This is a genomic window from Streptomyces sp. NPDC058469 (assembly GCF_042721125.1).
Taxonomy (GTDB): Bacteria; Actinomycetota; Actinomycetes; order Streptomycetales; family Streptomycetaceae; genus Streptomyces.
Genome location: NZ_JBHXME010000137.1, coordinates 1 through 17546 on the forward strand (window position 1 = coordinate 1; position 17546 = coordinate 17546).

The following is a 17546-nucleotide window of genomic DNA, read 5'->3' on the forward strand; positions in this document are numbered from 1 at the left end:
TCCGCTGGCGAACCGCACCGGGGCCGTTCTCGACACCCATCCCGACCAGGGGCTCGTGGCCCTGCGGAACCTGGTCCGTGCCGCGCTGTGGGAGGGCGGAGCCCCCAGGGGTACGGCCAGCCCACCCGACCGTGAGAAGACGGTAGGAGGACGCCCCGGGTTGCGCCCAGCTCGGTGAGAGCCAGGTAAAAAGGGTGATCGTAGACCTGCCCCCACCGCCCTACCGCCGGAGGCCTTGGCACACTGGTTGACGTGCCCCAGACTGTGCTGCTCGCTGAAGACGACCGTGCCATCCGTCATGCCCTGGAGCGGGCCCTGACCCTGGAGGGCTATCAGGTGACCGCGGTCGCCGACGGTGTCGAGGCGCTCGCGCAGGCCCACCGCACCCCACCGGACGTGCTGCTTCTCGACGTCATGATGCCCGGCATCGACGGCCTCCAGGTCTGCCGGGTGCTGCGTGCCGAGGGGGACCGCACCCCGATCCTCATGCTGACCGCCCTGGTCGAGACGGCCGACCGCATCGCGGGTCTGGACGCGGGCGCCGACGACTACGTGGTGAAACCCTTCGACGTGGAAGAGGTCTTCGCGAGACTGCGCGCCCTGCTCCGCCGCACCAGCCCGGTCCCGGCGAACGGCATCCCCGGAACCCCCGGCACGTCCACCACCTCCGGCGCCTCCATGGACGTACTACGGGAAGGCCCGCAGACGACAGCGTCCGCCGACAAGCAGATCACGGCGGCCGGCCTCCGCATGGACCTCCAGGCGCGCCGCGTCTGGCGCGGCGAGCGCGAACTGGAGCTGACCCGGACCGAGTTCGAGCTCCTCGAACTGCTCGTCCGCAACACGGGCATCGTCCTGGACCACTCGACGATCTACGACCGTATCTGGGGCTACGACTTCGGCCCCGGCTCCAAGAACCTCGCCGTCTACGTCGGCTACCTGCGCCGCAAGCTCGACGAGCCCGGCGCGCCGCAGCTGATCCACACGGTGCGTGGCGTGGGTTACGTGCTGCGGGAGGACTGAGTGGGCCGCCTGCGGCGGCTGGTGGCGAGTCGGCGACCCAGACTGGTCTCGCTCCGCACCACGTTCGTGCTGTCCTTCGCGGCGGTGACCGCGGCGGTCACGCTGCTCGTCGGCGTGCTGTCGTACGGCGCGGCGGCCCGGCTGGTCCGCGTCGACCAGGAGTCCGTGTTCGACCAGGTCGTACAGGATCTGCAGGACGAGGTGCGGACGCACCAGATGACGACCGGCGACTTCTCCTCCTCCGCGCCCGGTCACGACATCGTGCGGCCCGCGCGTACGGATGTGCAGGTGCTCGGGCGGGACGGCGGTGTCCTCGACAGCGGCAGCCCGGCGCTGCCCGTCACCGGCGACGACCGGGCGATCGCGGGCGAACGGGTGGCCGGGAAGACGGTGGAGCACAAGGACGTCACCGTCGCCGAGGACGTGTACCGCATCGCGACCGTCTCGCTCGGCGGCGGGCGGGGCGCGGTGCAGGTCGCGCAGGAGTTCAGCGACACGGAGGATCTGCTGCGGGCGTTGCAGCAGCGGACGTTCGTGCTGATGGCGGCCGTGGTGGTGCTGGCCGGTCTGTGCGGCTGGTGGCTGGCCCGGCGCATCACCCGTCGCCTCATCATCCTCACCGCCGCCGCCGAGGACGTGGCCCGCACCCGCCGTCTCGGCGTCCAGGTCCCCGTCACCGGCTACGACGAGGTGGGCCGCCTCGGCCGCGCGTTCGACCGTATGCTCGGCCGCCTCGCGCAGTCGGAGGAGGACCAGCGCCGCCTGATCCAGGACGCGGGCCACGAACTGCGCACCCCGCTGACCTCCCTCCGTACGAACATCTCCCTGCTCCGCCGCATGGACGAACTGCCGCCCGGCACCCGCGAGGAACTGGTCGCGGACCTGAGCCAGGAGGCCCGCGAACTCACGGACCTGGTCAACGAGTTGGTGGACCTGGCGGCAGGCCAGTCCGACACGGAGCCGCCCCAGCAGGTCGACCTCGCCGACATCGCGGAGGACGTGGCGGGCCTCGCCCGTCGCCGCACCGGCCGCGACATCACCGTCAGCGCGAGCGGCGACACGACGACCGACGGCCGCCCCGGCATGCTCCAGCGCGCGATCTCCAACCTCGTGGAGAACGCGGCCAAGTTCGACCGGGCGGGCCAGACCCCGATCGAGATCTCGGTCTCCGGCCCGGCCCGCCCCGGCACGGTCCGCGTCGAAGTCCTCGACCGAGGCCCCGGAGTCTCGGAGACCGACCTCTTCCGCATCTTCGACCGCTTCTACCGCGCGGCGGACGCCCGTTCCCTCCCCGGGTCGGGCCTCGGCCTCTCGATCGTCCGCGAGGTCGCCCTGGCCCACGGCGGAGCACCGTTCGCGCTACGGCGGGACGGCGGCGGTTCGGTGATCGGGTTCACGGTGGGCGGTGTGACCGGTCCGGGAACCGGGCCACGCGGCCGGGGCTGACGGGTTCGAGGTGGGAGAGGGAGGGGGCGGGGCGGGGGCCGGAGGGGCGTTCGCCCGTTCCGCGTGCGGCCGCCGGTCAGCCGACCGACCCCGTGCGCCCGAAGCAGCGCTCCAGCTCGTTGAGGTCGTAGAACTTGCTGCCCTTGGAGACGGGACGGCAGCCGGCCTTGAACGCCGTCTCCTTCTCGTTGTAGAGCATGCGGACGAGATAGGTGGTGCCCTTGCGGTAGACGTCCCACTGGATGTTCGAGCCGAGGGGAGCCACGGAGGCGCCGCGCCAGGAGTTCCCGGCGTAGGTGTACGGCTTGGCCGTGGTGACGCCCTTCGTACTCCCCGGCAGGCCCATCAGCGCGGCCAGCGGGATGATCTCCTCGGCGTGGGTGAACCGGAGTTCGGCGCCCAGGTCGCTCGTGCCGTCGCGCTTGGCCTCGGCCTTCTTGAAGAAGTCGTCGAGCAGGACGTCCGCCATCTTGTACGTGATGTCGCTGTCCGCGAAGCCCGGCCCCTTCTCGTAGAAGTCCTCGGCGTCGGAGATGTACCCGAACCAGTCGGCGTCGCGCGCCGAGATGTACCGGCCCATGCCCCAGCCCTTGCCGCCCGGACTCTCCTCGCTCATCGCGGGCGCGATGGCGTACAGGTTGTAGACGGCGGTGGCGGCCTCGACGTCCGTGCCGATCGACGAGAACTCGCCCGCCGTGATCCGGTCCACGAACGCGGGCTTGAACAGCTTCTTCAGTACGTCGCGTGCGACGCGGTGGGTGGCCGGCTGGTCGGTGACGGACGTGAGGGTGCTCGCGAGCCGCTTGTCGTTGGCGATGTAGTCGCGGTAGGCGGCCCCGCCGTCGGCCTTGTGGAAGTAGAGGAGGTCCTTGTCGGTACGGGTCGCGCCGATGAGGGAGGTGAGGCCGGGGTCGGTCTGGGCGAGGGCGGCGCCGTAGAGGTTGGCGCTGTCGACGGCCCTGCCCTGCCCCGAACTGACGACGTCGATGGGCTCCTTCTTCTTCGCGATCGACGCGAAGAGACTCGGCAGCCGCTTCTCCATCCGTACGGCGGTGTCGTGGATCTCCTCCTTGCCGCGCGCGCTGAGGTCGCCGTACCCGACGGTGCTCATGGCGGCTTCGAGGGCCTGCGCCTTCGGCCCGAACTCCCGCCCCTTCGCGGTGAGTTGCCCCTCGGCCTGCGCCTTGTTCAGGAGCGCGAGGATCAGGTCGCCGTCCGAACTGTCAGTCGCGGAACGGGACCCGTGCCGCGACACGTTCTCGGTGAAGACGGGGGTGAAGCCGGCCGGAGCCTTCTGGTACGAGCGGGAGTTCTGCTCCGGCTCGTACACGGCCTTCGTGCCGAAGCTGTCGGTGTGGGCGTTGCCGTTGCTGCTGCCGTTACCGGGGGCGGCCTGGGCGGCGAAGGGGGTGGCCAGCAGCGCGGTCATGCCGAGGACCAGGGCGGGGGTGACACGTCTCATGTGGCGCATGTTTCGCGGGGGACGTGAACGCCGGGTGCACTTGGGGTGGCTCGGGGGGCCTGGCTTTCCCGGCATTTTCCCGGCTGTCCGTCGCGAGTGGATCACTAGGGTCGGGGCGAGGCGGCGTGGATGTGTGGTTGCCGGGGCGGACGTCGGGGAGGCAGGCATGTTGTTCGGGACGCGGGCCGGATTCGGGTTGGAGTTCCACCTCGGGACCGCTAACTGCTGTGTGTCGATGTCTTCGTCGCCGGGCTGCAGGTGAACACGTGGGACAACGCGTTCTACCCGCCCCTGCTGGTCAAGGAGCTCACCGACGAGTTGCGGCGCTTCCGCACACCGGGCGCGCGTCCGGCGGGTTTCGCCTGCGACTTCCTGGAGTGGGGGGAGTGCACCAACGACGTGTGGGCCTACGCCTTCCCCGACGGCGACTGGATCCACCTCGCCTGCCGGCTGCACGGCGATGGGGATACGGCCGCAGGTACCGAAGCGGTCGCAACGGTGACCCGGACGGGGTTCGTCGAGACGCTGGAGCGGGGTCTTGCCGTGGCCGAACGGGAGTGGGAGGTGCGGCGGGCGCGTCTCAATAGGGGCGGGTGACGCGGGGGTTCACGGCCGCACCGTGCGGTCGGCCGGGGCGAACAGGTGCGCCATCGCCTGCCAGAGGGGCATCACGCGAGGGGTGGTGTGCGGGGTTCGCCGGGCGGGGGACGGCTGGGCGGTACGGGCGTCCTTGGTGAGGGAGACGGCGGTGTGAGGCATGGTGGTCGGTTTCCTTCCGGCGAATCGTTGACCTTGGCCTTGTGAGATCAACGATGCCGTCGCCGGGCTGCCGCCACGAGGGGGTGAGCTGCCCAGTTGGGGGTGCAGCTGGCTCCACCATCACGCCGGTGGGCGAGGAGGGGGAGTGCGGGGGTTGGGGTTGCTGGAGGCTGGGGGTAAATCTAACCACTCTCACCCATGTTGACTGGTTAGAAATTATCCCAGCTTGCGGAGGGTGGTGGGGTGGCTGCCTTCACGGTTCCTGGGTGGGGTCGGCGATGTGTGCGAGGAGGGCGTGGAGGGCGGTGGGGGTGGGGGTGAGGATCGTGGCGGGGTGGTCGCTTTCGCGGAGGTGGATGGCGGTCGGGGTCGAGGCTATTTCCAGGCAGTCCTCGGCGCTGCCGCCTCCGGAGAACGATGACTTCTGCCACTGGATGATGGGGTGCATGGCTGGCCTTTCACAGGTTCTGGGCGATGTCGCGGACAAGGGCGAGGGAGGCGTCCTCGGCTAGGGCCGCGCTGCCGATGAGTTCAAGGCGTGCTTTGTAGCTGCCGAGTTGGGCGACGGCGTCGATGAGTTCGGCTCCGTGGATCGTGTCGATCTGAACGGTATCCAGTTGGGGGACGACTCCGCTGACGTACTGCATGGGGTGCCCGGCCCCGGCGAAACCCTCGGCGCTGAAAGGGATCACGCGAATCGTGAGGTTCTCTCGCTCGGACGCTTCGACGAGGTGTTCAAGCTGGGCGCGGGCGACCTCGGTTCCGCCGACACGCATACGCAGCGCGGCTTCATGGACGATCGCGTCGTAGAGGATCCCGGATTCGAGCACCGCCCGGCGCTTCGTCCGGAAGGACACGTGGGCTTCGCGAGTGGCCTCGGAAAGGGTGGGTTCGGCGAAGATCGAGGCCGCCCGCATGTGGTCCTCGGTCTGAAGAACCCCGGGGATGTGGACGGCCTGGAAGGTGCGGATGTCCGAACCGTGGTGCTCCATCTCCGCGATGTCGAGAGCCTTGGGCGCCAGGACGCCGCGGTACTCCTCCCACCAGCCGGTCTGCCGATCGGTTGCCATCGCGACCAGGGCGTCGACCAGTTGGGCGTCCTCACAGCCGTAGATCTCGGCGAGTCTGCGCAGCCGCTCCTGGCTGACTCCGTTCTTCCCCGCCTCGATGTTGCTGATCTGCGCCTGGCTGGTGCCCAGAGCCTTGGCGGCGTCACTGGACACCACGCCCGTGGCCTCACGCAGCTTGCGCAGTTCCGCGCCGAGGCGGAGCTGACGCGCGGTGGGGTGGGTCCTTGGTGGCATGGAGCCTTCTTTATCACCTGATCCGGGGCTGTTCAGCCGATGAGCTTGCGATGGTGTAATTATCACCGCTACTGTCGCAGCGTACCTCACGGACAGTGTCGCACCGATCACTGATCCGCAACTCACCCCTGCCCCGCGCCAGTTGGAAGCGCACCCCGGGCCGTCGACACCCGAGGCGAAGCCACCCGCACGGCGCGGAACCACCCCACCCCACACCGGAGTCGATGCCGCATGCCCACGTACACCCTGTTCTGCCCACCCCTCGAAACATCCCCCCGCATCGCCCGCGACTTCGTCGCCTCCCTGCTCCGCGAACTGAGACTCGACACCACGCTCGTGGAAGACGCCACGCTCTGCACCTCCGAACTGATCACGAACGCCTGCGTGCACGCCAAGGGCGACGGCGCTGCCCTGTGGCTGTCGGCCGACCCGCACGGCATCCGTGTCGTGGTGTACGACGGCGATGAAAACCCGCCGGTCATAAGGGAGTTGACGCCGGAACGGTGGGAAACGGGCGGCCGGGGCCTGTACCTCGTCGACGCCCTCACCGGCGGCAGCTGGGGCCACGGCGCCGCCGTACCGTACGACGGCCTGTCCCGCCCGGAGGGCAAGGCGGTGTGGTTCGACCTGCCCGGTACCTCTTCCTGATTCCTGTCCGCATTCCTGCCCACGGACGACCGCCCCGCCGTGCAGAATGCACCGCATGTTCGGACCCGCCCCACTCCAACGCCTGTCCCTGCCCGAGGAGTTCACCCTGCTGTCGTACGGGGAGAACGGCAGAGTGCCCAACTCGTCCCAGACGGCGGCAGGTTGTGCGGCAGCGGAACTCGGCGAACTGGCCCTCCGGAGAAGGCTGTTGATCAGACCGAGGAAAACCAGAAAACTGGGCCTGGAGATCTACCAGCAGCGCGGCGAGATCGAGCTGAGGCCCAGCACGACCGACGCGCCCAACATGCCCAACACACCCGGCACAGGCCTGACTTGGGCAGACGACCTGCTGTCCGCCCTACGCACCCGCACCACCACCCTCACCCCCCGCCCCCTGACGGCGACCCGCTGGCTCAGAGAACGCGGCCGAGAAGCACTGGCACTCCACACCGGCGCCCTCATCGAACGAGGCGTACTACGCCACAGACCCGGCACCCTCCTCACCAGAACGCGCCACCACCCGGACCCCGCCCTCCGAGCCGCCCTGCTCAACGGCGTCCGCGCCGTCCGCGCCGAACACGTGCCGCTCGACGAACACATGCTGTTCCTCTGCGACTTGCTGGACGGCGCCGGCCTCACAAAGGACTTCGGCCTCACCCTGACCCGCCCCCAACGCCTCGAACGCGCCCGCGGCATCGGCGCGGCGGGAGCCCTCCCGGAAACCCTGCGCGACACGAGCACCGTGCTGGGCTTCTCGTTGCCGGGCCGGGAGGGCAGAACGATCACGATAGGCGACTGACGGGCCGCTGCCGGGGGCTAGTTGCCCTTCCGGGCCACCCCGCCGTAGATGCCGATCGGCGCGGCGCCCGGGGCCGGAGTCTCCTCGGGCCGCCAGTGCGTGACGCGGACCAGACCCGGGTCGACGAGGGTGAAGTCGCCGAAGAAGTCCAGGACTTGGGCGTGCGTGCGGAGGTTGAGGGTGGCGGTGGCCCGGTTGTAGACGGACGCCGCGTCGTGCCGGCCGTCCTCGTGGACGTCGCCGGTGGCGTGCGACAGGACGAGGTAGGAACCGGCCGGCAACGCGTCGCGCAGGGTGGCCACGATGCCGTAGGGGTCCCCTTCGTCGGGCAGGAAGTGCACGACGGCGACGAGCAGTACGGCCACCGGCTGGTCGAAGTCGATGGCCCTGCGGACCTCGGGGTGGTCGAGGACGGCACGGGGATCGCGCAGGTCGGCCAGGATGACGGAGGTGTCGGTGTCCTCCATGAGGGCCATCGAGTGGGTGCTGACGATCGGGTCGTTGTCGACATAGACGATCCGCGTGTCCGGGGCGATGGCGTGCGCGATCTGGTGCACGTTCGGCTCGGTGGGCAGCCCGGTCCCGATGTCGAGGATCTGCCGCACCCCGCCCTCCGCCACGACATGCCGGACGGCCCGGTGCATGAACCGCCGGTTGGCCCGCACACCCTCCCGCACCTCCGGCGCCGCCTTGATGAACTGCTCGGCGGCCTCCCGGTCGACCTCGTAGTTGTCCTTGCCGCCGAGGAAGTAGTCGTACATCCGGGCCGGGTGGGGCTTGCTGGTGTCGATGATCAGTGGCTGAATGCCACTGCCGTCCCCGCTGGGAGAGGTCATGAGGCCGGGCTCCGTCTTGGTGAGTGGCTGTCAGATCATCATCCTGACACGCCCGCCACCGAACACAGGGCTGCACTGGGCAAACGGATCCCTTGTCTCTGGCAACGGGACTCTCGTCTCCGGCACGGGAGGGACGGCTTCGCTGATGCGGCGGATTCGATGCCGATAATGCGGCCCGTCATGTCCCGGGACGAGGTACGGCTGACTGCAGACTTCGTCGCGCTGTGCGCCGGGGAACTGGGCCGACTCGCTGACTCGAAAAAGGGCGAGGCCCGAAGACCCCGCCCGCCACCGCTACCACCGGTGAACCCTCAACTCACGGCCACACCAGGCAATAAGGCTGATGCCCCGCCTCATGCAGCCGGTGGCTGAAGTCCTGCCACTCGTGCAGCAGTTGGTACACGTTGAACGCGTCCCGAGGCCCGCCCCGGTCCGGCACCGTCGACCAGATGAACGCCGCCGCGCCGACCGCCTCCTCGCCGATTCCGCGCAGGGGGTCGACGACCGTCATCGGGAGTTTGACGACGGCGTAGTCGGGGTGGAGGACCACCAGTTCCAGCGGGGGCACCTTGTTGAGCGGGACGCCCTCGATGCCGGTGAGGACCATCGCGGCCATCGTCTCCGGCTTGATCTTGGTGAACATGCCGTTCATCCCGAGCTCGTCGCCGCCGAGTTCCTCGGGGCGCATCGAGATCGGGACGCGGGCCGCCGTCGCGCCGTCGGGCGCGCCGAAGTATTTGTAGGTCACCCCCACCCGACCACCATTCCTGCTCCCCGCCCGCAACTGATCGATCCGACGTTCGATACGTCGCTCGTCCCGATCCGACTCACCCGAACCCGGACCCAAGCCGTTTCCCGATCCCGAACCCATGCCGGATCCAGGACCGCCCCGCCGTGCCTCGGCGGCTTCCTCCTCGTCGCGTCGGTGCTTCCCCCGCCGGGCACGTCGAGGACCCAGGTCGTCAGTCCCCTCGCCCAGTCCGCCACCGCGATGCATATCTCCACCCGACTGCTTCTCCAGGACGCGTGGCCCTCGCCGCGCAACCCGATCATCGTGTCAGTGACCTCCCCCACGGCCGCCCGCCGAAACGTGCGCTGAAACACCTGTCCGCAGGATCTGCGCAAGCCCTGAACACCGGCGCCCGCATGAGCTGTGTGTGTCTGTGTGTATCAGGTCCCAGTCTCGCAGACGGGTGGGGGCCCCTGCCCGGTCTCCCGCCGCCTACCCTGAGGAGGTCACTGAGTCGCCGGAGCCCAAGAAATCCGGGAAGTCCGAGAAGCCGGAGAAGTCGCAGGTCATGACCGAAACGCCAAGCGAAACGCCAAGCGGAGGGCCGCGCGCCCTGCCCTATCCATACGAAGCGCCCGTCTCGCAGGCTCTCTTCGACCGTGCGTCGGTCGTCACGCCGGGCGGCGTGAACTCCCCGGTGCGCGCCTTCCGCGCCGTCGGCGGCACGCCCCGGTTCATGGTCTCCGGCAACGGTCCTTACCTGACCGACGCCGACGGGCGCGAGTACGTCGACCTCGTCTGCTCCTGGGGTCCGATGATCCTCGGGCACTCCCAGCCCGACGTGATCGCCGCCGTCCAGGACGCCGTCTCGCGCGGGACCTCCTTCGGCACCCCCGGTGAGGGCGAGGTCGCGCTCGCCGAGGAGATCGTCGCCCGCGTCGAGCCCGTGCAGCAGGTGCGGCTCGTCTCCAGCGGGACCGAGGCGACCATGTCCGCGATCCGGCTGGCCCGCGGCTTCACCGGCCGCCCCAAGGTGATCAAGTTCGCCGGGTGTTACCACGGCCACGTCGACGCGCTCCTCGCCGCCGCCGGTTCCGGGGTCGCCACCTTCGCGCTGCCCGACACCCCCGGTGTCACCGGTGCCCAGGCCGGCGACACGATCGTCCTGCCGTACAACGATCTCGAAGCCGTCAACGAGGCCTTCCACCGGCATCCCGGTGAGATCGCGTGCGTTATCACGGAGGCCTCGCCCGGGAACATGGGCGTCGTGCCGCCGACGCCCGGGTTCAACCAGGGGCTCAAGGACGCCTGCCGGAAGAACGGTGCCCTGTTCATCTCCGACGAGGTCATGACCGGGTTCCGGACCAGCAAGGCGGGGTGGTTCGGGATCGACGGGGTCACGCCCGACCTGATGACCTTCGGCAAGGTGATGGGCGGCGGCTTCCCCGCCGCCGCGTTCGGCGGGCGCGCCGACATCATGGGGCACCTCGCTCCCGTCGGGCCCGTCTACCAGGCCGGCACCCTCTCGGGTAACCCCGTCGCGACCGCCGCCGGCTTCGCCCAGCTGCGACTCCTCGACGACGCGGCCTACGACACGATCGACGCCGTATCGGCGCAGATCCAGTCGCTCGTCACCGAGGCGCTCAGCAAGGAGGGTGTCGCGCACCGGCTGCAGAACGCCTCCAACATGTTCTCCGTGTTCTTCACGGACCGCAGCGTGCGCAACTACGAGGACGCCAAGGCGCAGGAGTCGTACCGCTTCACCGCGTTCTTCCACTCGATGCTCGCGAGCGGGGTCTATCTGCCTCCCTCGTCCTTCGAGTCCTGGTTCGTTTCCACGGCCCACGACGAACGGGCCATCCAGCGGATCGCCGACGCCCTCCCGGCGGCGGCCAGAGCGGCGGCGGAGGCCACGGCAGCATGACCGGCACGAGCGACAGCAACAGCAGTAGCAGCAGCGACAACAGCATCGACAACAGCAGTGACATCACCGTCGTCCACGTGATGCGGCACGGTGAAGTCGCCAACCCCGACGGGGTGTTGTACGGCCGTCTCCCCGGCTACCACCTCTCCGAGCTGGGGCGGCAGATGGCCGACCGGGTCGCCGAGCACCTCTCCTCCCGCGATGTCACGCACGTCGTCGCCTCCCCGCTGGAGCGGGCGCAGGAGACCGCCACGCCGATCGCCAAGGCGCACGGGCTCGACCTCGCGACCGACGGGCGGCTCATCGAGGCCGACAACGTCTTCCAGGGCAAGACCTTCGGGGTCGGCGACGGGGCGTTGAAGAAGCCGGGGAACTGGCAGTATCTGGTCAATCCGTTCAAGCCGTCCTGGGGCGAGCCCTACGTCGACCAGGTCGTCCGCATGATGGGGGCGCTGGACGCCGCCAAGGACGCCGCGCGCGGTCACGAGGCGGTGCTGGTGAGTCATCAGCTGCCGATCTGGATCGTGCGGTCCTACGTCGAGCGGCGCCGGCTGTGGCACGACCCGCGCAAGCGGCAGTGCACGCTCGCGTCCCTGACGACCTTCACCTACCGCGGCGACAAGATCGTGTCCGTCGGCTACACCGAGCCGGCCCGTGATCTCGTCCCGGCCCATCTCCTCGCCGGTGCGAAGCCCGTCAAGGGGAAGGACAAGGCGTTCGGCGCCTGACCATCGCGGTCCGTTCACTCGGCAGAGCCGGTCGCCCCACTCCTCGGAGTCGGCCGTCGGGACAGCTCTGTGACATTTGTTTCGCAACCCACATCGTTCACGGCGAACTTTCTTGTCCGTCGCGTCCTCTCACAGGTAGACCACAGAGGACGCGACGGATGGGGAAACAATGCGGAGTCTCACTCGACGGGGAGCGCTCGGAGTCGGTGCGGGCGCCGCGGCGGCCGTAGGACTCGCGGGGTGCGGCACGCTCGGTTCGGGCGGGTCCCACTCCTCCGGCTCCTCCGGCTCCTCCGGCGGTTCAGGGAAGGGATCCTCCGGTGGTCCCACCAAGTCCCTGGAGCCCCGGGCCAAGCCCATCGGTGACGGCTCCACGTCCTTCACCGGCGCGCAGCCCAAGCAGCCCGCCAAGCCCGTGCCGTTGGAGGCCGGGCAGACTCCGCCGCAGTTCGTGATCTTCTCCTGGGACGGCGCGGGCGAGGTGGGCAACGGCCTGTTCCCCCGCTTCCTCGACCTCGCCAAGCAGTACGGCGCGGGCATGACCTTCTTCCTCTCCGGCCTGTATCTGCTGCCCGAGTCGAAGAAGCGCCTGTACAACCCGCCGAACAACCCGCGCGGCGCCTCCGACATCGGCTACCTCACCGACGAACACGTCAAGGCGACGCTCACCAACGTCCGCCGCGCGTGGCTGGAGGGCCACGAGATAGGCACCCACTTCAACGGCCACTTCTGCTCCGGCTACGGCACGGTCGGCAACTGGACGCCCCAGCAGTGGCGCAGCGAGATCGACCAGGCCAAGTCCTTCGTCAAGGAGTGGCGCACCAACACCGGCTGGACCGATCTGCCGTCGCTGCCCTTCGACTACGAGAAGGAGCTCGTCGGCGGCCGGACGCCCTGTCTCCTAGGCCAGGACAACCTGCTGCCCACCGCCCGCTCCCTCGGCTGGCGCTACGACGCCTCCTCGCCCGGCGGCCGCCAGGTCTGGCCCGTGAAGAGGAACGGCGTGTGGGACTACCCGCTCCAGGCGGTCCCCTTCCCGGGGCACAGCTTCGAAGTCCTCTCGATGGACTACAACATGCTGGCCAACCAGTCGGTCAACTCGACGAACGCGCCCGCCTACAACTACCCGGGCTGGCGTACCCAGGCCGCGCAGGGCTACATCTCCGGCTTCCAGCGGGCGTACGAGTCGAACCGCGCCCCCTTCTTCATCGGCAACCACTTCGAGCACTGGAACGGCGGCATCTACATGGACGCCGTCGAGCAGGCCTTCAAGCACATAGCCCAGCTGAAGGAGAAGGGCGAGGACGTACGGCTCGTCTCCTTCAAGCAGTTCACCGACTGGATCGACGTGCAGAAGCCCGAGGTGCTGGCCAAGCTGCGCACCCTCGATGTCGGCCAGGCGCCGTCGGGCGGCTGGAAGTCGTTCCTGGCCGCGAGCCCCAGCACTTCCTCCAGCGCCTCCTCGACCGCCGGCTGAGACGCCGCCTGAAATGCGGTTTTCCGCCCGCTGGGCGCCCTTGAGGGGGGCGCGCAAGATCCCCAGAACGGGCATGCGAAACTTTTCACATGAGTGCCGCCAGTCGCGCCCGTAGCCGCGCCGTCCTGTCGACCGCCGGTGTAGCCGTCGCCGCGTTGGTGCTGTCCGCGTGCAGTTCCGGAGGTACCTCCGGAGGTTCGGGCAACACCAACTTCATCACCGGCTCCGACGGCATCGCGACCGTCAAGAAGGGCGACCGCCAGGCCGCCCCCGACCTGTCCGGCAAGACCATCGACGGCAAGACGCTCGACACCGCCGACTACAAGGGCAAGGTCCTCGTCGTCAACGTGTGGGGTTCCTGGTGCTCCCCGTGCCGCGCCGAGGCGGACAACCTGGTCCAGGTCGCCAAGGCCACCGCGGACAAGGACGTCCAGTTCGTCGGCCTCAACACCCGCGACACCAGCACCGAACCGGCCGTGGCGTTCGAGAAGAAGTACGCCGTCCCGTACCCCAGCCTGTACGACCCGACGGGCAGACTGATGCTCCGGTTCAAGAAGGGCACCCTCAACCCGCAGGCCATCCCCTCCACGATCGTCATCGACCGGGACGGCAAGATCGCGGCGCGCGCACTCCAGGCACTCAGCGAGGACAAGCTGCGCGAGATGCTCGACCCGGTCATCGCGGAGAAGTGAGCTGACGTGCTGCTCGCCGCAGTTACCGAGCCCAACACCACGGTCCGCAGCGGAGCGTTGCTGCTCGCGTTGCCGATCGCCGTGCTCGGCGGACTCGTCTCCTTCTTCTCCCCGTGCGTCCTGCCGCTCGTCCCCGGCTACCTCTCCTACGTCACGGGAGTCACCGGCACCGACCTCGGTGACGCCCGGCGCGGCCGGATGGTCGCCGGTGCGTCTCTCTTCGTCCTCGGCTTCACCGTCGTGTTCGTGTCCGGCGGGGCCCTGTTCGGCTTCTTCGGGCAGACGCTCCAGGAGAACAGGGACGTCCTGTCCAAGGTGCTGGGCGTGCTCATGATCCTCATGGGCGTGTTCTTCATGGGGATGATGCCCTGGCTCACCCAGCGCGAGTTCCGCTTCCACAAGCGGCCGACGACCGGGCTGATAGGAGCTCCGCTGCTCGGCGCGCTCTTCGGGATCGGCTGGACCCCGTGCATCGGTCCGACCCTCGCTTCGGTGCAGGCGCTCTCCATGGACCAGTCGAGTGCCGGTCGCGGCGCCCTCCTCACCGTCGCGTACTGTCTCGGCCTGGGTGTCCCCTTCGTCCTCACCGCGGTCGCGTTCCGCAAGGCCCTCGGTGCCTTCGGCTGGGTCAAGCGCCACTACGTCTGGGTGATGCGCGTCGGCGGCACCATGATGATCGTGACCGGCGTGCTGCTGCTCACCGGCGCGTGGGACGCGCTGGTGCAGGACATGCAGGGCTGGTCCGACGGCTTCACTGTAGGGATCTGATCGATGAGCAAGACGACCGCCGACTCGCCCGCCGAGACGCCCAGGGCCGACTCCTCCGGCGACGACCAGGACCTCGGCGCCGCCGGCTCCCAGCTCTCCACGGCCCCCGTCGAGACGGCCATGCCCGGCTCCTTCGGCGGCAACCGCACCCCCGGCCCGACCGGCTGGCTCGCCTGGACCGGTCGTGAAGTGCTCGGCTGGGCGCGCTGGTTCTGGCGCCAGCTGACCTCGATGCGGGTCGCGTTGATGCTGCTGTTCCTGCTGTCGCTCGGCGCGGTCCCCGGCTCGCTGATCCCGCAGTCCGGCACCGACGCGCTGAAGGTCTCCGAGTTCCAGGACGCGCACAAGACGCTCGGGCCGATCTACCAGAAGCTCGGTCTCTTCCACGTCTTCGGCTCGGCCTGGTTCGGCGCGATCTACGTCCTGCTGTTCGTCTCCCTCGTCGGCTGCATCATCCCGCGCACCTGGCAGTTCGTCGGCCAGCTCCGCGGCCGCCCGCCGGGCGCGCCCAAGCGCCTCAACCGCCTTCCCGCGTACGCCACTTGGCGCACCGCCGCCGAGCCCGAGCAGGTCCGTGAGACCGCGCTGGCGGTGTTGAAGAAGCGCCGCTTCCGCGCGCATGTCGACGGTGACGCCGTCGCCGCCGAGAAGGGCTATCTGCGCGAGACCGGCAACCTGCTCTTCCACCTCGCGCTGATCGTGATGCTGATCGCCTTCGCCTGGGGCCAGCTCTTCAAGTCCGAGGGCGACAAGCTGATCGTCGAGGGCGACGGCTTCTCCAACACCCTCACCCAGTACGACGACTTCAAGTCCGGCAACCTCTTCAGTGACGACGACCTCGTGCCCTTCAGCTTCAACCTGAAGAACTTCGTCGGCACCTACGAGCGCACCGGCCCCAACCGCGGTACCCCGAGCACCTTCCAGGCCGACATCAGCTACAGCCTCGGCGCCTACGGCAAGGCGGAGAAGCACACCATCAAGGTCAACGAGCCGCTGGAGATCGGCGACTCGAAGGTCTACCTCGTCAGCCACGGCTACGCCCCGGTCGTCACCGTCCGGGACGGCAAGGGCAACGTGGTCCTCCACCAGGCCGTACCGATGCTGCCGATCGACTCCAACATCACCTCGCAGGGCGCGATCAAGGTCCTCGACGGCTACAAGAACACCCAGGGCGTCGCCGAACAGCTCGGTTTCGCGGCCCTGTTCGTGCCGACGTACGCCAAGGGCAGCGGCACGATGTTCTCCCAGTACCCCGGGCTCGACTACCCGGTGCTCAACGTGACCGGCTACCACGGCGACCTCGGCGTCAACTCGGGCGTCCCGCAGAACGTGTACCAGCTGGACACCAAGAACCTGAAGCAGTTCAAGACCGCCAAGGGCGCCATCCTCAAGGCGCAGCTGCTGCCCGGCGAGACGATGAAGCTGCCGAACGGCGCCGGGTCGATCACCTTCGACAAGCAGATCAAGGAGTGGGCGGGCTTCCAGGTCGTCCAGCAGCCCGGCACCACCTGGGCACTGGCCGGCGCGCTCACCGCGATCGTCGGTCTGGCCGGCTCCCTGTTCATCCAGCGCCGCCGCGTCTGGGTGCGTGCTACGCACAGCGCCGACGGGGTAACGGTCGTTGAAATGGCCGGGCTCGGCCGCAGCGAGTCCGCGAAACTCCCCGAGGAACTCGGCGACCTGGCCGCGCTCGTGCACGACCGGGCCCCGACGAAGACCGACGACGACCCGAAGACCCCCGACTCCGACGCCGACACCCACGAATCCGACTCCGGCGTCGAACCGCCCGTACCCGCCGAAGGGGCTGAGCAGTGACTCTCGCCGCCGCAACCCATCTCGCGACCACGACCGACCTGGCCGCCGCCACCAACGAGCATCTGGCCAACCTCAGCAACACGCTGATCTACTCCTCGATGGCCGTCTACACCCTGGCCTTCTTCGCGTACATCGCCGAATGGACCTTCGGCAGCCGCAGCAAGATCGGCCGTACGGCCGCCGCGCTGACCGGTACCGGGGCGAAGAAGGCGGACGCGCCCGCCGTCACCGTCAACAAGGCCGGCGGGACCACCGTGCTGGAGCGGCCGCAGGTCGTCGTACGGGCCGCGTCCGGCTCGCGCGATGTGCCGGACGGTCCCGGCGCGCACGGCGGGGACGAACAGGGCGACCTCTACGGCCGTATCGCCGTGTCCCTCACGGTGCTCGCGTTCCTCGTGGAGCTGAGCGGCGTCCTCGCCCGCGCGGCCTCGGTGGAGCGGGCGCCCTGGGGCAACATGTACGAGTTCAACATCACCTTCTCCACGGTCGCCGTCGGTGTGTACCTCACGCTGCTGCTGCTCAAGAAGAACGTGCGCTGGCTCGGCCTGTTCCTGGTCACGACGGTCCTCCTCGATCTCGGTATCGCCGTCACTGTCTTGTACACCGCCAGCGACCAGTTGGTTCCCGCCCTCCACTCGTACTGGCTGTACATCCACGTCTCGACCGCGATCATCTGCGGCGCGGTCTTCTACGTGGGCGCCGTCGGCACGCTCCTGTTCCTCTTCAAGGACAGTTACGAGAGCAAGCTCGCGGGCGGCGGCAAGCCCGGCGCCTTCGCCACCTCCGTGATGGAGCGGCTGCCCGCCTCGGCGAACCTCGACAAGTTCTCCTACCGCGTCAACGCGGCCGTCTTCCCGCTGTGGACGTTCACGATCATCGCGGGCTCGATCTGGGCCGAGTCGGCGTGGGGCCGCTACTGGGGCTGGGACCCGAAGGAGACCTGGGCGTTCATCACCTGGGTCGCCTACGCCTGCTACCTGCACGCCCGCGCCACGGCCGGCTGGAAGGGCCGCAAGGCCGCCTACCTGGCTCTGATCGCCTTCGGCTGCTGGATCTTCAACTACTACGGCGTCAACATCTTCGTCGGCGGCAAGCACTCCTACGCCGGCGTGTAACCCGCAACTCCCGTACGGCA

General features: G+C 69.0%; 18 protein-coding genes. 12 read left to right on the forward strand and 6 right to left on the reverse strand.

The features are described 5' to 3' along the window. The first annotated feature begins 252 nt into the window (after positions 1-252). Positions 253-1023, forward strand: coding sequence for a response regulator transcription factor (locus ACFWP5_RS39470; protein ID WP_384168301.1), 771 nt, complete (start codon positions 253-255; stop codon positions 1021-1023). Further along, positions 1024-2469 carry an ATP-binding protein gene (locus ACFWP5_RS39475; protein ID WP_384168304.1) on the forward strand — a complete coding sequence of 482 codons (1446 nt, stop codon included), beginning with the start codon at positions 1024-1026 and terminating at the stop codon, positions 2467-2469. A 76-nt stretch (positions 2470-2545) separates the two neighbouring features. Here the strand turns inward: ACFWP5_RS39475 and ACFWP5_RS39480 are convergent, their stop codons facing one another. Beyond that, positions 2546-3931 carry a histidine-type phosphatase gene (locus ACFWP5_RS39480; protein WP_384168307.1) on the reverse strand — a complete coding sequence of 462 codons (1386 nt, stop codon included), beginning with the start codon at positions 3929-3931 and terminating at the stop codon, positions 2546-2548. A gap of 258 nt (positions 3932-4189) precedes the next feature. On the opposite strand from ACFWP5_RS39480, the gene ACFWP5_RS39485 reads away from it, so the two are divergent. Next, complete coding sequence (locus ACFWP5_RS39485; RefSeq protein ID WP_384168310.1) at positions 4190-4528, forward strand: hypothetical protein; 339 nt, start codon at positions 4190-4192, stop codon at positions 4526-4528. A gap of 9 nt (positions 4529-4537) precedes the next feature. On the opposite strand, the gene ACFWP5_RS39490 is transcribed toward ACFWP5_RS39485, so the two are convergent. The 3 genes from ACFWP5_RS39490 to ACFWP5_RS39500 form a co-directional block, all read right to left on the reverse strand. Next, positions 4538-4690 carry a hypothetical protein gene (locus tag ACFWP5_RS39490; protein WP_384168313.1) on the reverse strand — a complete coding sequence of 51 codons (153 nt, stop codon included), beginning with the start codon at positions 4688-4690 and terminating at the stop codon, positions 4538-4540. A gap of 253 nt (positions 4691-4943) precedes the next feature. Beyond that, positions 4944-5138: a DUF397 domain-containing protein gene (locus ACFWP5_RS39495; RefSeq protein ID WP_384168316.1), complete on the reverse strand. Its 195-nt coding sequence runs from the start codon at positions 5136-5138 to the stop codon at positions 4944-4946. Positions 5139-5148: 10 nt separating this feature from the next. Then, positions 5149-5994 carry a helix-turn-helix domain-containing protein gene (locus ACFWP5_RS39500; RefSeq protein WP_384168319.1) on the reverse strand — a complete coding sequence of 282 codons (846 nt, stop codon included), beginning with the start codon at positions 5992-5994 and terminating at the stop codon, positions 5149-5151. Positions 5995-6225: 231 nt separating this feature from the next. Between ACFWP5_RS39500 and ACFWP5_RS39505 the strand changes: the two genes are divergently transcribed. After that, a complete protein-coding gene (locus tag ACFWP5_RS39505; protein WP_384168322.1) occupies positions 6226-6642 on the forward strand; it encodes an ATP-binding protein in 417 nt (138 codons plus the stop codon). 55 nt (positions 6643-6697) lie between these two features. Continuing rightward, a complete protein-coding gene (locus tag ACFWP5_RS39510) occupies positions 6698-7441 on the forward strand; it encodes a GPP34 family phosphoprotein (RefSeq protein ID WP_384168325.1) in 744 nt (247 codons plus the stop codon). Positions 7442-7458: 17 nt separating this feature from the next. Here ACFWP5_RS39510 and ACFWP5_RS39515 read toward each other — a convergent pair whose 3' ends face one another. Then, positions 7459-8277, reverse strand: coding sequence for an SAM-dependent methyltransferase (locus ACFWP5_RS39515; protein ID WP_384168328.1), 819 nt, complete (start codon positions 8275-8277; stop codon positions 7459-7461). A 316-nt stretch (positions 8278-8593) separates the two neighbouring features. Next, positions 8594-9031, reverse strand: a complete 438-nt coding sequence (locus tag ACFWP5_RS39520) for a hypothetical protein (protein WP_019061278.1) — start codon at positions 9029-9031, stop codon at positions 8594-8596. Positions 9032-9575: 544 nt separating this feature from the next. Here ACFWP5_RS39520 and hemL point away from each other — a divergent pair. The 7 genes from hemL (at position 9576) to ccsB (ending at position 17526) form a co-directional block, all read left to right on the forward strand. Continuing rightward, the gene (gene hemL, locus ACFWP5_RS39525; protein ID WP_384168331.1) at positions 9576-10931 is read left to right on the forward strand and encodes a glutamate-1-semialdehyde 2,1-aminomutase; all 1356 of its coding nucleotides are present in this window, start codon (positions 9576-9578) and stop codon (positions 10929-10931) included. Beyond that, the gene (locus ACFWP5_RS39530; RefSeq protein ID WP_384168334.1) at positions 10928-11659 is read left to right on the forward strand and encodes a histidine phosphatase family protein; all 732 of its coding nucleotides are present in this window, start codon (positions 10928-10930) and stop codon (positions 11657-11659) included. Before hemL ends, ACFWP5_RS39530 begins: the two co-directional genes overlap by 4 nt. 169 nt (positions 11660-11828) lie before the next feature. Continuing rightward, complete coding sequence (locus ACFWP5_RS39535) at positions 11829-13136, forward strand: hypothetical protein (RefSeq protein WP_384168337.1); 1308 nt, start codon at positions 11829-11831, stop codon at positions 13134-13136. An 89-nt stretch (positions 13137-13225) separates the two neighbouring features. Next, a complete protein-coding gene (locus tag ACFWP5_RS39540; protein ID WP_384168340.1) occupies positions 13226-13828 on the forward strand; it encodes a TlpA family protein disulfide reductase in 603 nt (200 codons plus the stop codon). Between the two features lie 6 nt (positions 13829-13834). Next, positions 13835-14596 carry a cytochrome c biogenesis CcdA family protein gene (locus ACFWP5_RS39545; RefSeq protein WP_384168343.1) on the forward strand — a complete coding sequence of 254 codons (762 nt, stop codon included), beginning with the start codon at positions 13835-13837 and terminating at the stop codon, positions 14594-14596. A 3-nt stretch (positions 14597-14599) separates the two neighbouring features. Next, entirely contained in the window at positions 14600-16411 is a 1812-nt protein-coding gene (locus ACFWP5_RS39550) for a cytochrome c biogenesis protein ResB (protein ID WP_384168346.1), read from the forward strand. After that, positions 16408-17526 carry a c-type cytochrome biogenesis protein CcsB gene (gene ccsB / locus ACFWP5_RS39555; RefSeq protein ID WP_384168349.1) on the forward strand — a complete coding sequence of 373 codons (1119 nt, stop codon included), beginning with the start codon at positions 16408-16410 and terminating at the stop codon, positions 17524-17526. Before ACFWP5_RS39550 ends, ccsB begins: the two co-directional genes overlap by 4 nt. The last annotated feature ends 20 nt before the right edge of the window (positions 17527-17546 follow it).

Coding starts and splice junctions, on each gene's coding strand:
- ACFWP5_RS39480 (WP_384168307.1), bottom strand. CDS start 3,931: ATGAGACGTGTCACCCCCGCCCTGGTCCTCGGCATGACCGCGCTGCTG.
- ACFWP5_RS39490 (WP_384168313.1), bottom strand. CDS start 4,690: ATGCCTCACACCGCCGTCTCCCTCACCAAGGACGCCCGTACCGCCCAG.
- ACFWP5_RS39495 (WP_384168316.1), bottom strand. CDS start 5,138: ATGCACCCCATCATCCAGTGGCAGAAGTCATCGTTCTCCGGAGGCGGC.
- ACFWP5_RS39500 (WP_384168319.1), bottom strand. CDS start 5,994: ATGCCACCAAGGACCCACCCCACCGCGCGTCAGCTCCGCCTCGGCGCG.
- ACFWP5_RS39505 (WP_384168322.1), top strand. CDS start 6,226: ATGCCCACGTACACCCTGTTCTGCCCACCCCTCGAAACATCCCCCCGC.
- ACFWP5_RS39510 (WP_384168325.1), top strand. CDS start 6,698: ATGTTCGGACCCGCCCCACTCCAACGCCTGTCCCTGCCCGAGGAGTTC.
- ACFWP5_RS39515 (WP_384168328.1), bottom strand. CDS start 8,277: ATGACCTCTCCCAGCGGGGACGGCAGTGGCATTCAGCCACTGATCATC.
- hemL (WP_384168331.1), top strand. CDS start 9,576: ATGACCGAAACGCCAAGCGAAACGCCAAGCGGAGGGCCGCGCGCCCTG.
- ACFWP5_RS39530 (WP_384168334.1), top strand. CDS start 10,928: ATGACCGGCACGAGCGACAGCAACAGCAGTAGCAGCAGCGACAACAGC.
- ACFWP5_RS39535 (WP_384168337.1), top strand. CDS start 11,829: ATGCGGAGTCTCACTCGACGGGGAGCGCTCGGAGTCGGTGCGGGCGCC.
- ACFWP5_RS39540 (WP_384168340.1), top strand. CDS start 13,226: ATGAGTGCCGCCAGTCGCGCCCGTAGCCGCGCCGTCCTGTCGACCGCC.
- ACFWP5_RS39550 (WP_384168346.1), top strand. CDS start 14,600: ATGAGCAAGACGACCGCCGACTCGCCCGCCGAGACGCCCAGGGCCGAC.